Raw genomic sequence first — 14878 nt, 5'->3', positions numbered from 1 at the left:
ATTCCTTCTAAAAAACGGTTTATCCCGGCACGGCCGTGCCCAGCCACTGCGGATTGCGGTGGCGAAAAAGCGATGGGGATTCGAATTGGCAATCGACGTGCAGAACGTCGGCGGGCGGCATTATGCCAAAGTGCCACTATCGAAGACAGTGTTTATATTTTCTTGGCGTCAGTTTTTTGAATGGCCAGGGTTATTTAATGAAAATCCCGGCTGTGCACGCTGATGCCGTTGAGCAACGGGCTCAGGTCGCTCAAGCGCCCGGCGATCAGGTGCCGCACTTCGCCGACCTTCTCCCAGCGGCCGTCGATCTTGAGCAGTTGCGAGCCGATCAGTGCTTTGCGTTGACGCTCGGCGAGGTCGTGCCAGACCACGACGTTAATGTTGCCGAACTCGTCTTCAAGGGTCACGAAGGTCACGCCACTCGCGGTGCCCGGACGTTGTCGGCCGGTGACCAGGCCGGCCACGCTGACGTTGCGCCCATGTTCGACGCCAAGCAGTTCCCGTGAACTGCGACAACGTCGGGCACGCAACTCATCGCGCAACAACGCCAGCGGATGCGGACCGAGGGTCGTGCCGACGCTGCTGTAGTCGGCTTGCAGGTCCTCGCTCACGGTCGGTTTGGGCAACACCACGCAGGGTTCTTCCTGACTCGGCAACCCGGCGAACAATCCAAGTTGTTTCTGTACCCCGGCCACTTCCCAGCGTGCGCGATGGCGATCACCGGCCAGCCTGCGCAAAGCTCCGGCGTCGGCCAGTTGTTCTTGCGCACGAGCATCGAGCCGGGCGCGTTCGCCCAGGTCGGTGATGTCGATGAATTCACCCTGCAAACGTGCTGCTTCGATACGACGCGCATCGTCCTCGCGAAAGCCCTTGATCATGCGCAACCCCAAGCGAATCGCCGGTTGTTCGCCGTCAATCGGTTCCAGGCTGCAATCCCAATCGCTGGCGGCCACGTCCACCGGACGGATCTGCAAATGATGCCGGCGAGCGTCCTGGAGAATCTGGTCCGGGCTGTAGAAGCCCATCGGCCAACTGTTGATCAGCGCACAGGCAAACGCCGCCGGCTCATGGCATTTCAACCAGCAACTGGCGTAGGTCAGCAAGGCAAAACTGGCGGCGTGGGATTCGGGAAAACCGTAACTGCCAAAGCCCTTGATCTGTTCGAAGATCTGCGCGGCGAACGCCTCCGTGTAACCGTTTTTCAGCATGCCTTCGCGAAGGCGCTTCTGGTGCGGCTCAAGACCGCCATGGCGCTTCCAGGCCGCCATGCAACGGCGCAACTGATCGGCCTCGCCGGGACTGTAGTCGGCGGCCACAATCGCGATCTGCATGACCTGTTCCTGAAACAACGGCACGCCGAGGGTGCGCTTCAGCACGGCCTTCAGCTCTTGGGACGGATAGGTCGCTTTTTCCTCGCCACTACGTCGCCGCAGGTACGGGTGCACCATGCCGCCCTGGATCGGCCCGGGACGGACGATGGCCACTTCGATCACCAGGTCATAGAAGTTTTGGGGCTTGAGCCGAGGCAACATCGACATCTGCGCCCGGGACTCGATCTGGAACACCCCAATGGTGTCGGCGCGGCTGATCATCTCGTAGGTTTGCCGGTCCTCGGACGGTATCGTTGCCAGGCTCAGATCCCGCCCGCGATGGTGGCGCAGCAAGTCGAAACAGCGGCGAATGGCGCTGAGCATGCCGAGAGCGAGAATGTCGACCTTGAGCAGGCCGACCATGTCCAGGTCGTCCTTGTCCCATTGAATGATCGTGCGCTCGGCCATGGCCGCATTTTCCACTGGCACCAGACTGTCCAGCGGCTGCTCGGAAATCACGAAACCGCCCGGATGCTGGGACAGGTGCCGGGGGAAACCGATCAGTTGCCGGGTCAGGCTCAACACCCGGCGCAGCACCGGGCTGTCCGGGTCGAAGCCGCCTTCGCGCAGGCGCTCCAGCGGCGGTACATCGTCGCTCCAATGGCCACAGCAATCAGCCAGTGCATTAACCTGATCCGGCGGCAAACCGAGGGCCTTGGCCACGTCGCGAATCGCGCCAGCACCGTGGTAAGTGCTGACCACCGCCGTCAGCGCTGCCCGGGTCCGGCCGTAACGCTGGAACACGTACTGCAAGACTTCTTCGCGGCGCTCGTGCTCGAAATCGACGTCGATATCCGGCGGCTCGTTGCGCTCTTTGGAGAGAAAGCGCTCGAACAGCATGCTCGTGCGGCTCGGGTCGATTTCGGTGATTCCCAACGCGTAACACACCGCCGAGTTGGCAGCCGAACCGCGCCCCTGACACAAAATGCGCTGACGACGGGCGAAGCTGACGATGTCTTCGACGGTGAGAAAGTAGCTCTCGTAACCGAGTTCGGCGATCAGCTTCAGCTCCTTTTCGATCAACGCCATGACCGTGCCGTCCGGCCCTTCAGGCCAACGCCGGCACAGGCCCTGCTCGGTCAATCGGCGTAGCCAGGAGGTCGGAGTTTGCCCTTCGGGCACCAGTTCACGCGGGTAGTGGTAACGCAACTGACCGAGATCGAAGGTGCAACGTCGGGCAATGACCCGCGTTTCTTCGAGCAACGACGGTGGATACAGTTCACGCAACGCCTCCAGGCTGCGCAAATGCCGCTCGCCATTGGGATGCAAGCGCTGCCCTGCTTCGGCAACCCGCACATGCAGACGAATCGCCGTCATGGTGTCCTGCAAGGCGCGGCGACCACGGGCATGCATGTGCACGTCGCCGCTGGCCACCGCCGGAATCTGCAAGCGGGCAGCCAAAGCCTGAAAATCGGCCAGACGCCGGACGTCGTTTTGCCCGCAGTGCAGCTCGACTGCCAGCCACAGCCGTTCTCCGAAAATACCTTTCAGCCAGGCGCCGTGTTCCAGCACGTCGACCGTATCCGGCACCCACAACGCCAGCAGCCCGCACATGGGCTCGCTGAAATCTTCGCGCAGCACCCGGTACTGGCCCTTTTCCGTGCGACGCCGGGCGTGAGTGATCAGCCGACACAAGGCCTGGTAGCCCTCAAGGTTTTCCACCAGCAGCACCAGCTTCGGACCGTGCTCGATGCGCATTTCACTGCCGATAATCAACGGTAATTCCAGCGCCCTGGCCGCTTGCCAGGCACGGACGATACCGGCCAGGGTGCACTCGTCGGTGATCGCCAGGGCCTGATAACCCTGACGTTTGGCCCGCTCGAACAACTCGCGGGCACTCGATGCCCCCCGCTGGAAACTGAAGTTCGACAGGCAGTGCAGTTCGGCGTAGTCGGCGGTCATGCGAACCAGCCTTGCAGCCACAGCGGCCCGGCCTCGCCCACCGCACGATAGGCCCAGGCCTTCGAGCCTGCGCGGGTTTCGATCAGGTAGTAATCGCGGCGCACGTCGGCGCCATCCCACCAGCCGGACTCAATGCGCTCCGGCCCCATGAGGATGCGCGCCGTGCCTTCATGCACGGGTAACGGCTCGGTCAGCAACCAGCCGGGACGTTGCACATCAGGCAGCACCGGACAGGCCTGACTCTGCGCACTCGGCTGCCAGGCACACTCCGGCCGGTGATCGGCCTGAAAACCCAGCCCCTGCACCGCCTCGTCCCCCAGCCGCGCACGCAAGCGTTCGCGCAGCTGCTCCCAGGGCAAGGACTGTTGCGGGCGCTCGTCGAACAGCTCCCGGCACTGCGGGACGAAGCTCGGCAAGTCCTGCGCCGACAGCCGAAAACCACGCACCGGAGCCTCGACCTGCACCTGTTCGAGCCGACCGCGGGCCAGTTCGAAAAGCATCGCCGGGTCGCGCTCGGCGCTCAACAAACCGACCTTGATCAGCGTGTCCGGCAACCCGGCGTGTTCCAGGTGCAGATCAAAGCGCTGTACACCGCTGTCCCGGCCACAGAGGAACGCCGAAAGATCGCCGGTCAGCCGGCGCAAGGGGAACAGCAATGCCTGATGGGATTGCACATCGAAATTCAGCTCGATCCGCACATCAAAGCGGTCCGGCGGCAGATAAAACTCCAGGGCCAGCGGCCGCTCACCCAACAAGGTATCGAGGTGCTTGAGCACTTGCGCCTCAAAGCGCCGGGCCAAGGTTTGACGCGGCAGCGCCTGAACCTGGCTCAAGGTCCGTAAGCCCATGCGCGACAGTGCGGTGGCGACTGTTTGCTCAAGTCCGATCCGGTCGATGGGCATCTGCCCGAGCAATTGCCGTAGAGCCTCATTGTCCGGTACTGCCAGTCCGTCATAGGCATTGGCCAGGATCCGTGCGGCCAGCGGATTGGGTGCCGCAACAAGGCGATGACGAAAACCCAGCGCCGTAAGTTCTGCGCGCAACCGCGTCTCGAACTGCGGCCAGGGCCCGAACAGCCCCAGGCTCGATTCGATTTCAAACAGCACGGCGCGCGGGTAATGCACGCTCACCTGAGAACTGAAGCGGTAGGCCCAGGCGGCGAGAAACTGCTGCCAATGCTCGATTTCGGCCACATCATAGTCGGCGCTGACAAAGGCCTTGCTCAGGGCTTGGGCGGCAGTCATCGACTGGCCCGGACGCAACCCCAATGCCCGCGCCGACGCATTGACCGCTTGCAACACCCGGCGCTGCGCCGGGCCGCTCAGCAGCGCCAGTGGTTCGTCAGGATCGCTGCGCTGACGCAACACCGCGTCCAGCGCCAGTTGCGGGAAAAGGATACAGACCCAGCGCATGCCAACCTCACTGCCCCGTGGCGAAGGCAATCGGCGCCGAACGGGCCAGCCCACCACGGCACTTGAGCACCCTTAACTGCGCAGGCCTTGAATCGATGGCGATGCGCAGGGCCGCCGGCGAAGGGTTGATGGCGTCCTTGATCGAGCGATAGGCAAACGCCAGGGTCTGCCCGGTTTCCGCCGCCACCTGCAAGCGGCGCAAGGCGCGGTCATCCGCCTGTTGCGGCCAGCACAGCACCGCCCCGCAACTGCCCGAACGCAGGCATTGTTCCGCCGCCCACAGCGCCTCTCGGTCACTGGCCTGGATGATCGACAACTGCCGCACATCCACCCCGGCGTTCTGCCAGGCCTGGGGATACGGCACAGATGGCGGCGCTACCAGCACCACTCGCTCACCGGCGGTCGTCAGTCGAGCCAAGGCTGGCCATACCAGTTGCAATTCACCCACGCCTTGCCCGGCGATGAGGATTTCCGTCAGCGCCGCTTCCGGCCAGCCGCCCGTAGGTAAAGCAGCGTCCAGCAACCCATGCCCGGTCGGCTGCGGACTGACGCTCGGCGGCGCGGGCCGGCCTTTCCAGACCTGGCCACCATTGAACAGCGTATCCAGCGCAACGACGGCGCCCATCACCCTTGTCTCACCAGACCACAGAACACCCCCTCAATCGCCAGGTCCTGATCGGCGGTGACCACAATGGGGCTGTAAGCCGGGTTGCGCGGCAGCAACCGCACGCTGTTCCCTGCCCGTTCAAAGCGTTTGATGGTGACTTCGCCTTCGAGCCGCGCGACGACGATCTGGCCGTTTTGCACCTCGGCACTGCGGCGTACGCCCACCAGATCTCCGTCGAGAATACCGTCGTCGATCATCGAGTCGCCCTGAACCCGCAGCAGGTAGTCCGGCGTGCGCGAGAACATCGACGGATCCAGCCACAAGCGACTGTGAACCTCGGCATCGACGCCCATCGGCGCACCGGCGGCCACCCGCCCGAGTACCGGGATGTCCAGCAACTCGGGGCGACGCGGCTGATTGAGCAAGCGAATACCACGGGCCTGATGCGGATTGACCTCGATGAAGCCGGCCTCGGTCAGCGCCACCACGTGCTTGCGCGCCACGCTGCGCGAGGCAAAACCGAACGCCTCGCTGATTTCAGCGAGGCTCGGCGGCTGACCTTGCTGCGCGATGCGGTCGCGGATGAAGGTCAGGATGGCGGTACGGCGGGGAGTCAAAGTCGTCATGGAGTACATTTGTACTCCACTCGGCTTTTCCTGACAAGAACCGCCAGTCGTAACGCTTAGCTCAAGCCGCGCTGCCGCAGAAAAGCCGAAATGAAATCGATGAAAGCGGCCACTTTGGCAGTGGCACGACGGTGGCTGGGGTACACCGCCAGGATGTGCGAACCAAACGCGTCCGGATCAATCTCGTAGTCGGCCATCAAACGTACCAGCCGACCATCCGCCAGATACGGCGCGGCGCTCCACAGCGGCGTGTGCAGCAGGCCGCATCCTGCCAGCGCACCGGCCAACAGCAAGTCGTAATTGTCGCTTTTCAGGCGCGGCCGCGACGGCTGGGGCAAGCTGAGCCGTTGACCGTCGCGCTCGACCCACCAGAACTCACGGCTCAGGTCCGCATGGTGATAGAGCAGCCAGTGATGCTGATCGAGGGTCTGCGGCGTCACCGGTGCCGGGTTGCGCGCCAGGTAATCCGGGCTGGCGCAAAGCGCCAGGCGATTATTCCCGACAACTCGGGCGATCTGTCCGGGCAGGTCGTCATGGCCTTCACGCAATGCCAGGTCGTAGCCGCTTTCGAGCAGATCGACGAACTCATCGCACAGGTCGATGTGCAAACTGATTTGCGGGTACTCATCGAGGAAGCTGGCGCACGCCTCGTCGAGAAAGGCCCGACCGAAGGCCAGCGGCGCGGTGATTTTCAGGCTGCCCTGCAAACCATGCTGCAACTGCAGGATCTCTTCATTGACCTCTTGCAGGCGTTGCAACACCTGGCGCGCGGTCTCCAGATAAAGCCGCCCAACCTCGGTCAACAACGTGCGGCGGGTGCTGCGTTCGAACAAGCGCGCACCCAGCTCAGCTTCCAGATGGCTGACCGCTTTGGTCAGCGCCGACGGGGTTTTGCCCAGCTGCTGCGCGGCACGGCTGAAACTGCCGTGCTCCGCCGTCGCGACAAACATTTTCAAGGCACTGAGCTTGTCCATGGTTTTTCCATTCAGGCAAAAGGGTTTTGCTGGTTTCAGGCGTTCTACCCAGCGCGCCAAGCCACTAGTCTCGCTTCCAGACGAATAAAAACAAGGCACCCCGCATGAATAGATTGATCCCGACACTCCTGAGCTGCGCCGTGGCTTTTGCCTCGATGGAAGCCATGGCCGCCGCCGACCTGGTATTGATCAACGGCAAGATCTTCACCGCCAACCACGCCCAACCCAAGGTCCAGGCCCTGGCGGTGCAAGACGGCAAGGTGCTGCAGGTCGGCAGTGACGCGCAGATCAAGGCGTTGATCGAACCCTCGACCCGCGTCATTGATCTGGCGGGCAAAACCCTGATGCCCGGCCTGATCGACAGCCACTCACACGCGATCTTCGGCGGCCTCGAACTGACCTTGGCCAATATGGAAGATGAGCAAGTCAGCCTCGACGAACTGGAAAAACGCCTGCGCGACTGGCGTGACGACGGTAAGGCCCGGCACGGCGATGTGCTGAGTGTGGCCGGTATGAGTTCAACCTATTGGGCCCAGACCGAGGCCTTTGCCCAGCGTTTCAATCAGGGTGAATGGGCACAGGTACCGGTCGTATTCATCGGCAGCGATCACCACACCGCCTGGGCCAATAACGTGATGCTCGTGCGTGCCGGGATCGATGTCGCACTGATCAACAACCTGCCCGCCGCCGAGCGCGACACCATCGGCCGCCGGGCGAATGGCGCGCCTAACGGATTTCTGGTGGATGCGGGTTGGGACCGGGTCGCTTCGGTCATGCCCAAAGCGAGTCCGGCGGACCTGTTGCGTGCAGCCCAGGCTGCGCTGCGATTCAACAACAGTCTGGGCATCACCGCCTGGATGGACCCGGCCGCCAACGCCGCGCCGGGGGAACCGGTGTTCGCCCTCAAACCCACGGAAAAAACCGTCGGCGTCTTACCGGTGTACAAGGCGTTGTCTGAAACCGGGGCAATGAGCGCGCACGTCGCCGCGCTGTTGGTGGCCAATCCCCGGAGCCGCCCGGCTGACCTCGACACACTGGACATTGTGCGCAAGCAGTTCCAGGGCATCCCGAACCTGAGCCTGCCCGGCATCAAGATCTTCGCCGATGGCGTACTGGAATTTCCGGCACAGAGCGCAGCGCTGATTGATCCCTACAACAACTCGCACAAGCAGGGAGAACTGCTGATCGATCCGGCGCATTTCGGTGAGTTGGTCAGCGCCGCCGACCAACGCGGCTGGCTGGTGCACATTCACGCCATTGGTGACCGCGCGGTACGTGAGTCGTTGAACGGTATCGAGCAGGCACGCAAGGATCGGCAAAGCGGTGTGACCCACTCCATCACCCATCTGCAACTGGTCAATCCCAAGGAATTTGCGCGCTTCAAGCCACTCAACGTGATCGCCTCGATGCAGCTGCTCTGGGCCACGGCTGACGAGTACACCCTGGGCATGGTCAAGCCGTACGTCAGCGCGCTCGCCTTCCGCTACCAGTACCCGGCGCACTCGCTGCTCAAGCAAGGCGCAACGATTGCCGGTGCGAGTGACTGGCCGGTGTCATCGCCGAACCCGTTCAACGCGATTGCCCAGGCCATCACCCGCGTGGGGCCCAAAGGTGTGTTGAACGCCGAAGAGAGCATCGACCGCGAGAGCATGTTCTACGCCTACACCGTCAACGCCGCTCGCACCATTGGCCTGGAACAGCAGATCGGTTCACTCCAGCCCGGCAAGCAGGCGGACTTCATTATCGTCGACCGTGATGTGTTCAAGGTCGATGAAAAAGCCCTGCACGACACTCGGGTACTGAGCACCTGGTTTGCCGGCCGCGAAGTCTACGCCCCCGCCGCACAGTAAAAAAGTCTGTCCGCGCTGACCCGGCCTACGTTTGCCCTGACTGCCGATCAGCTCGACACGGTCTTCACGGCGATCGGCGATGAAGTTCCAGCAACCCATGCCAAGCGAAGCGCCAACTGGCGCTCACTGCGTCTTCAGCCGCATACAACCCGGCCTGACGTGCAGTGAAACCGGCGACTTCAACGATGTCGCCCAGCCGGTACTGGAACAGATCGAGGCCATGACAGGCGAGGTCAACAAAGTAGCCGCCGCACGACCTTCATCGCCCTCTCACTGAGTCAATATCCAGTCTTCAGCCGATGTTCAGTGCGCGCAGATCCAGCTGGCCGTCCTTGAGCGGCGGGCACCAGTAGTAGCCGCCGGTGATCGGCCGGCTCATGCGGTACAGACCGTCAACGATGCCGTCTTCCAGGCCACTCATGCGGCGCAGTTGGGCTTCGAAGGCGTTGAAGGAGTGTCCGAAGGCCAGGAACATCAGGCCGGCACGATCGCCTTCGATCCACGGCATCGAGCGACGCACGATGAATGCTTCGGGGGTGAAGCTTTCCTGGGCTGTGCGTTTGACGTGGGCGCAGATCGGCGCGTCGTCGAGTTCTTCGTTGTCGCTCTTGCGACGGCCAATGATGTTGTCCTGCTCATGGGACGGCATCGCATTGAAACCGTTCAGGTCATGCTGCCACTGCTGGATCGCGGCGAAACTGCCACCCACCAGTCCGTCCTCACCCTCAGCCACCAGCGCTGCGGCAACGGCGGCTTCGTCGTGGGGGTTCTCGGTGCCGTCTTCATAGCCCGTCAGGTCATGGCCACTCATGTGACGGAAGGCTTCGTTCATCTGCACCAGGCGCAGCGCTGGAGCCAGCGCGACTTCAAGGGCACGGCTGCGATTAAGCAACTCGCCGCGATCCTCACCGTGCAGCCAGCACCACAGCGCGTACTGTGTCGAAGGGTTATCGACACCAACGCCGGTCATCGCCGGGAACGGTCGCAGCCCCGCTACTTTCGCGCCCAGTGCATTCACCAGCGACTTGCCAAAACCGACCACCGCCGACTTGCCGTCCACCCGCTGCATCAGTTTCTCAAGCGCAGCCGGCAGAGCCTCGACGGATTCGAGAGCGAAAAACAGATGACGCGCCTGAGGCGGAACAGGGGTGGCAAGGATGCCCGGCTGGTAGTAACTCATGAGAACTCCTCTGGAAAGGCATGAAGTTTACCCGGCACGCGGCGGTTTGTGTGCGTTGAAAGGCGCAAGAGCGGTGCAGACAGAAATCTGTTCTGCTGTAGCTCAAATCCCCCGTAGCAGCTGCCGCAGCAATCTGATAAAACGATTCAGCCATGCTGATCAAGGCGCGCATCCTATGCCGGCCAAAAGCAGCACAAGAGTGATTTGTAGCCATAGTCATCATTCTTGAAAAAAGCACTGCTGACAGACCTTGACCTCGCGGCAGGGTCTGGCGATAAAAACCTTATCCGCATCACCCAATCCAGACGGGGTAGCGACATGACCACAGCAAACATCCTTGGCAACCTGTTCCCGACCTCCGCCGACATCCCGGAAAAGTACCGCCTGGGCGATCCGGTCGAGCAACGCGAATACCTCGTCGATGGCGTCCTGAAAATCTGGAGCGGCCCCTTGGCAGTGGTGCGCAGTCCGGTGTACCTGGCCAGTGAAAACGCTGATGAACAAGTCATTCTCGGCAGCACACCGCTGCTCGACGCCGAGACCGCGCTGACCGCCCTCGACGCCGCCGTCCGCGCCTATGACCGTGGCCAGGGCAACTGGCCAACGATGCGGGTGGCCGAGCGGATTCAGCATGTCGAAGCGTTCCTCAGCCGCATGCGCGAACAGCGCGAGGCGGTGGTCAAGCTGCTGATGTGGGAAATCGGCAAGAACCTCAAGGACTCGGAAAAAGAGTTCGACCGCACCTGCGATTACATCGTCGACACCATCAACGCCCTCAAGGAACTCGACCGTCGCTCCAGCCGTTTTGAACTGGAACAGGACACACTTGGCCAGATCCGTCGCGTACCGCTGGGCGTCGCCTTGTGCATGGGGCCTTACAACTACCCGCTGAACGAGACGTTCACCACGCTGATTCCGGCGCTGATCATGGGCAACACCGTGGTGTTCAAACCGGCCAAGCTCGGCGTCCTGCTGATTCGCCCGTTGCTGGAAGCGTTCCGCGACAGCTTCCCGGCCGGGGTGATCAACGTGATCTATGGCAGCGGTCGCGAGACCGTCAGCGCGCTGATGGCCAGCGGCAAGATCGATATCTTTGCCTTCATCGGCACCAACAAGGCCGCCAGCGACCTGAAAAAACTCCATCCCAAACCCCACCGTTTGCGTGCAGCTTTAGGGCTGGACGCGAAGAACCCCGGCATCGTGCTGCCCGAGGTGGATCTGGACAACGCGGTCAACGAAGCTGTCACCGGTTCACTGTCGTTCAATGGCCAGCGCTGCACTGCGCTGAAGATCCTCTTCGTTCACGAGCAAGTGGTCGACCGTTTCATCGAAAAATTCAATCGTAAACTCGCCACGCTCAAACCCGGTATGCCGTGGGAAAACGGTGTGTCGCTGACCCCGCTGCCGGAGTCGGGCAAGGTCGATTACCTGCATGGGCTGGTGGACGATGCCGTGAGAAAAGGCGCCAACGTGGTGAACGAGAATGGCGGCCAGGCACGCGGTTCGTTCTTCTATCCGGCGGTGCTGTACCCGGTGACTACCGACATGCGCGTCTATCAAGAGGAACAGTTCGGCCCGGTGGTGCCTATCGTTCCTTATCGTGACCTGGAGACGGTGATCGACTACGTCCTCGAGTCTGACTTCGGTCAGCAATTGAGCCTGTTCGGCACCAATCCTGTCGAGGTTGGGCGGTTAGTGGATACCTTTGCCAATCAGGTCGGGCGGATCAACATCAACGCCCAGTGCCAGCGCGGCCCGGATACCTTCCCGTTCAACGGACGCAAGAATTCGGCCGAGGGCACGCTGTCGGTGCACGATGCGTTGCGGACATTTTCGATCCGTACGCTGGTGGCGACCAAGTTCCAGGAGAGCAACAAGGAACTGATCAGCGATATCATCCGCGGACGGGAGTCGAGTTTCCTGACCACCGACTATATTTTCTAGAACGCACTCTGAGGACACCCCGCAAACCCGATGACAGCCTTTCGATCATCCCGATTGCCACCGTTGCTGCGCCGGCTACTGCGTCCGCTTCTGGACCCGTACCGGCGCTATCGCAACGCCAAACTGATCCACGCCATACGGGTGTCGCTGGGGTTGTTGGCGACTATTCTGCTGACCACCGGGATCCACCTGCCCCACGGCGAATGGGCGTCAGTGACCATGTTGGTGGTGATCGGTGGTTTGCAGCACCACGGCAACATCGGCAAGAAAGCCGCCGAGCGCGCGTATGGCACACTGATAGGTGCTGGTGTGGGCTTGCTGCTGGTTGCGCAGCAGGCCTGGCTCGGCATGCCGTGGCTGACTTACTTCGGTATGTCAGTGGTCTGCGGCTTTTTCTCTTACCATGCGATTGGCAAGGGCGGTTACACCGCGCTGTTGTCGGCGATCACCGTATTCATTGTCGCCGGCCACGGCGACAACCCGGTGACCGACGGGCTCTGGCGTACGGTCGACATCCTCATTGGCATCGTCCTGGCCCTGGCCTTTTCTTTCGCGCTGCCGCTGTACGCGGTCTACTCCTGGCGCTACAAACTCGCCAGCGCCTTGCGCGACTGCGCGAGTATTTACAGCCGGATCATCAGCGGCCAATCGGTCACCGATGACCACTACCTCAAGATGCTCAGCCGTCTCAACGGGGTGATGGTGCAACTGCGCTCGTTGATGCCGTCGGTGTCCAAGGAAGTGCGAATGTCCATGACCGAACTCGATGCCCTCCAGCGCAACTTGCGGATGTGCATCAGCACCCTGGAAATTCTCGCCAACACCCGCCCCGAAGCAAGCGACGAACAGGCCATGGCGCAAATGCAACTGGCGCTGAAAGCCGAGCACCGGCAGATTCGCGTGTTACTGATCGGCATGGCCCGAGCGCTGCAATCCGGTACGACACAACGCCTGGAGCGTGCGACCGATGAAACCGCCTCGCAGACCGTCATGGGCACTCCGGTCTACAGCGCGCTGGATGGTTATCGATTACTGACCCGACAACTCGCCGCCAACCTCAGTGACATGCGCCAGCGATTGGTGAAGACTGCGCCCCGCTGGAAAATCTGAGTGTCGGTCACTGCGTCGCGACTTTACGAACGCCGTTGCCCCAACCCTGTTGCATACCGGCGGCGGCCAGCAGAATCGTGACCACACCGATCCACTGCAGAAGTTCAAGGCGATGGCCGAAGGCAAACCAGTCAACGAAAATCGCCGCAATCGGGTAGATAAACGACAGTGCGCCGGTCAGTGCCGTCGGCAGTTTCTGAATCGCACCGTAAAGCAGCACATACATCACGCCGGTATGCACGACGCCCAGCGTCAGCAAACTGGCCCAGGCGCCGGGTTGTTGCGGCAACGCGGAAAAGTTCGCCCACGGCGCAAGCAACAGCACGCCGGTGCAGACCTGAATCAGCGCGATCAAGTGTGGTGGCGTGCCAGTCAGGCGTTTGATGATCAGCGCGGCAAAGGCATAAAGCAGTGCGGCGCCCAAGGCCAGTGCAATCCCCAGCAGGTATTCACCGCCCCCCGCGCCCTGCTCACCATGGGCACTGACGATTGCCAGCATCCCGAGAAATGAAACCCCGAGCCAGAACAGTTTTTGCGCGGTGATCTTCTCGCCTAGAAACAGCGCTGCCAGACCGACCAGCATGAACGGTTGCACGTTGTAGACCGCCGTACCAATGGCAATCGAGGCGCGGGAATAGGAGGCAAACAACAGCACCCAGTTACCGACAATTGCGACCCCGCTGAGCACCGCCAGCAAGAATGTGGTGCGAGTCAGAATGCCCGGGCGCAGAAAGCCGAACACTGCGCAAATTAGCAGCAAGGTCGCAGCACCGAACACACAACGCCAGAACACCACGTCCAGCACGGGCTGACCGGAGACCAGCACGAACCATCCGATGGTCCCGGAAATAAGCATGGCGGCAGTCATTTCCAACGACCCACGACGCAGTGTTTTATCCATGATCAGGCTCCTCGATATGAGCCCAAAGTATGCCAATCCAACGCCGCGCCACTCCAGACTCAAATGCAGGCTAAACTGCCAATTCACCTTTTTTATCAAGGCAGATTCAAGTATTTGCCTAATGGGAGTTTGCATGACTGACGACATTGACCAACTGCTGATCGCAGCCCTTATGGAAGACTCCCGACGCTCGCTCAAGGCCCTGGCGCAGATCAGCGGCCTGTCATCGCCCAGCGTCGCCGAGCGCCTGCGCCGACTCGAAGAGCGTGGCGTGCTCAAGGGCTACACCGTCGACATCGACCCCAAATGCTTCGGTTATCAACTGCAGGCCATCGTGCGTATTCGCCCGTTGCCCGGCCAGTTGCAGAATGTCGAACGGCAGATCCAGGCCATTCCCGAGTTCACCGAATGCGACAAGGTCACTGGTGATGACTGCTTCATCGCACGCCTGCATGTGCGTTCGATGGAACAGCTGGACACCCTGCTCGACCGCCTCAACAGCTATGCCGAAACCAACACCGCGATCGTCAAGAAGACCCCGGTGAAACGGCGGTTGCCGCCGATGGCGTGAGTGCTGCTTTATTCCAAACAGTGTAAGTTGAGGGTTTTCCGGCGAAGGATTGGCGGTATGAAAACTCTGGCAATGTCCTTGGCGGCACTGATGCTTGGCGGGTGCGGCACCATCCAGACAGTGGTGCGCCATGACGATGCGGCTATAAAAAGTCTCAAGGAACAGAAAAGCTACTGCGGCGCCGTCCCTCGAATCTACAGCGGCCTGACCTACGATTTCTGCACACTGAATGCTCCCCTGCATTCAGGCGTCGACGCGCAAAAATACAACAACGGCACGATTATCGTCTTGATAGACGCCGTTATTTCCGGTGCTCTCGACACTGTGTTGCTGCCCTACACCATTTACCGGCAACAGGCCGACGGCAGCATTATCGTCACCGAGTGAGCCCTGCCCAAATGCCAAACAACAAAAAACCCGCCGTAGCGGGT

At 61.5% G+C, this 14878-nt stretch carries 12 protein-coding genes and 1 pseudogene; 5 read left to right on the top strand and 8 right to left on the bottom strand.

What is annotated here, in order from left to right; genetic code table 11:
• Window positions 1–194 precede the first annotated feature (194 nt).
• Genes BLL42_RS25695 through BLL42_RS25675 form a run of 5 tightly spaced genes read right to left on the bottom strand, consistent with a single transcriptional unit; the run spans window position 195 to window position 6891 of the window.
• Window positions 195–3293, bottom strand: a complete 3099-nt coding sequence (locus BLL42_RS25695) for an error-prone DNA polymerase (RefSeq protein WP_201788738.1) — start codon at window positions 3291–3293, stop codon at window positions 195–197.
• Window positions 3269–4684 carry a Y-family DNA polymerase gene (locus tag BLL42_RS25690; protein ID WP_071555362.1) on the bottom strand — a complete coding sequence of 472 codons (1416 nt, stop codon included), beginning with the start codon at window positions 4682–4684 and terminating at the stop codon, window positions 3269–3271. Before BLL42_RS25690 ends, BLL42_RS25695 begins: the two co-directional genes overlap by 25 nt.
• 7 nt (window positions 4685–4691) lie before the next feature.
• Entirely contained in the window at window positions 4692–5309 is a 618-nt protein-coding gene (gene imuA, locus BLL42_RS25685) for a translesion DNA synthesis-associated protein ImuA (RefSeq protein WP_071555360.1), read from the bottom strand.
• The gene (gene lexA / locus BLL42_RS25680; RefSeq protein ID WP_071555358.1) at window positions 5309–5926 is read right to left on the bottom strand and encodes a transcriptional repressor LexA; all 618 of its coding nucleotides are present in this window, start codon (window positions 5924–5926) and stop codon (window positions 5309–5311) included. The genes imuA and lexA overlap by 1 nt, the downstream gene beginning before the upstream one ends.
• A 47-nt stretch (window positions 5927–5973) precedes the next feature.
• The gene (locus BLL42_RS25675; RefSeq protein ID WP_071555356.1) at window positions 5974–6891 is read right to left on the bottom strand and encodes a LysR family transcriptional regulator; all 918 of its coding nucleotides are present in this window, start codon (window positions 6889–6891) and stop codon (window positions 5974–5976) included.
• 104 nt (window positions 6892–6995) lie between these two features.
• On the opposite strand from BLL42_RS25675, the gene BLL42_RS25670 reads away from it, so the two are divergent.
• The gene (locus BLL42_RS25670; RefSeq protein ID WP_071555355.1) at window positions 6996–8741 is read left to right on the top strand and encodes an amidohydrolase; all 1746 of its coding nucleotides are present in this window, start codon (window positions 6996–6998) and stop codon (window positions 8739–8741) included.
• 30 nt (window positions 8742–8771) lie between these two features.
• Here the strand turns inward: BLL42_RS25670 and BLL42_RS25665 are convergent.
• Together BLL42_RS25665 and BLL42_RS25660 are read right to left on the bottom strand one after the other, a co-directional pair.
• Window positions 8772–8991 (bottom strand): annotated as a pseudogene (locus BLL42_RS25665) (Gfo/Idh/MocA family protein); the annotation flags it as partial.
• Window positions 8992–9033: 42 nt separating this feature from the next.
• Complete coding sequence (locus BLL42_RS25660; protein WP_071555353.1) at window positions 9034–9921, bottom strand: Dyp-type peroxidase; 888 nt, start codon at window positions 9919–9921, stop codon at window positions 9034–9036.
• Window positions 9922–10239: 318 nt separating this feature from the next.
• On the opposite strand from BLL42_RS25660, the gene BLL42_RS25655 reads away from it, so the two are divergent.
• A complete protein-coding gene (locus BLL42_RS25655; RefSeq protein WP_071555351.1) occupies window positions 10240–11865 on the top strand; it encodes an NADP-dependent glyceraldehyde-3-phosphate dehydrogenase in 1626 nt (541 codons plus the stop codon).
• A gap of 30 nt (window positions 11866–11895) precedes the next feature.
• Complete coding sequence (locus BLL42_RS25650) at window positions 11896–12975, top strand: FUSC family protein (protein ID WP_174553340.1); 1080 nt, start codon at window positions 11896–11898, stop codon at window positions 12973–12975.
• A 7-nt stretch (window positions 12976–12982) separates the two neighbouring features.
• Here the strand turns inward: BLL42_RS25650 and BLL42_RS25645 are convergent, their stop codons facing one another.
• Window positions 12983–13876, bottom strand: coding sequence for a DMT family transporter (locus BLL42_RS25645; protein WP_071555349.1), 894 nt, complete (start codon window positions 13874–13876; stop codon window positions 12983–12985).
• A 133-nt stretch (window positions 13877–14009) separates the two neighbouring features.
• Here BLL42_RS25645 and BLL42_RS25640 point away from each other — a divergent pair, with 133 nt between their 5' ends.
• Complete coding sequence (locus BLL42_RS25640) at window positions 14010–14447, top strand: Lrp/AsnC family transcriptional regulator (RefSeq protein WP_019690796.1); 438 nt, start codon at window positions 14010–14012, stop codon at window positions 14445–14447.
• Between the two features lie 57 nt (window positions 14448–14504).
• On the top strand, window positions 14505–14834 hold the full coding sequence (locus BLL42_RS25635; protein WP_071555347.1) for a YceK/YidQ family lipoprotein: 330 nt from the start codon (window positions 14505–14507) through the stop codon (window positions 14832–14834).
• Window positions 14835–14878 lie beyond the last annotated feature (44 nt).

The sequence above is a fragment of the Pseudomonas frederiksbergensis genome, from assembly GCF_001874645.1.
Lineage (GTDB): Bacteria > Pseudomonadota > Gammaproteobacteria > Pseudomonadales > Pseudomonadaceae > Aquipseudomonas > Aquipseudomonas frederiksbergensis_B.
This window is presented reverse-complemented; position numbering and strand designations above follow the sequence as displayed.

Coding starts and splice junctions, on each gene's coding strand:
- BLL42_RS25690 (WP_071555362.1), bottom strand. CDS start 4,684: ATGCGCTGGGTCTGTATCCTTTTCCCGCAACTGGCGCTGGACGCGGTG.
- imuA (WP_071555360.1), bottom strand. CDS start 5,309: ATGGGCGCCGTCGTTGCGCTGGATACGCTGTTCAATGGTGGCCAGGTC.
- lexA (WP_071555358.1), bottom strand. CDS start 5,926: ATGTACTCCATGACGACTTTGACTCCCCGCCGTACCGCCATCCTGACC.
- BLL42_RS25675 (WP_071555356.1), bottom strand. CDS start 6,891: ATGGACAAGCTCAGTGCCTTGAAAATGTTTGTCGCGACGGCGGAGCAC.
- BLL42_RS25670 (WP_071555355.1), top strand. CDS start 6,996: ATGAATAGATTGATCCCGACACTCCTGAGCTGCGCCGTGGCTTTTGCC.
- BLL42_RS25660 (WP_071555353.1), bottom strand. CDS start 9,921: ATGAGTTACTACCAGCCGGGCATCCTTGCCACCCCTGTTCCGCCTCAG.
- BLL42_RS25655 (WP_071555351.1), top strand. CDS start 10,240: ATGACCACAGCAAACATCCTTGGCAACCTGTTCCCGACCTCCGCCGAC.
- BLL42_RS25650 (WP_174553340.1), top strand. CDS start 11,896: ATGACAGCCTTTCGATCATCCCGATTGCCACCGTTGCTGCGCCGGCTA.
- BLL42_RS25645 (WP_071555349.1), bottom strand. CDS start 13,876: ATGGATAAAACACTGCGTCGTGGGTCGTTGGAAATGACTGCCGCCATG.
- BLL42_RS25640 (WP_019690796.1), top strand. CDS start 14,010: ATGACTGACGACATTGACCAACTGCTGATCGCAGCCCTTATGGAAGAC.
- BLL42_RS25635 (WP_071555347.1), top strand. CDS start 14,505: ATGAAAACTCTGGCAATGTCCTTGGCGGCACTGATGCTTGGCGGGTGC.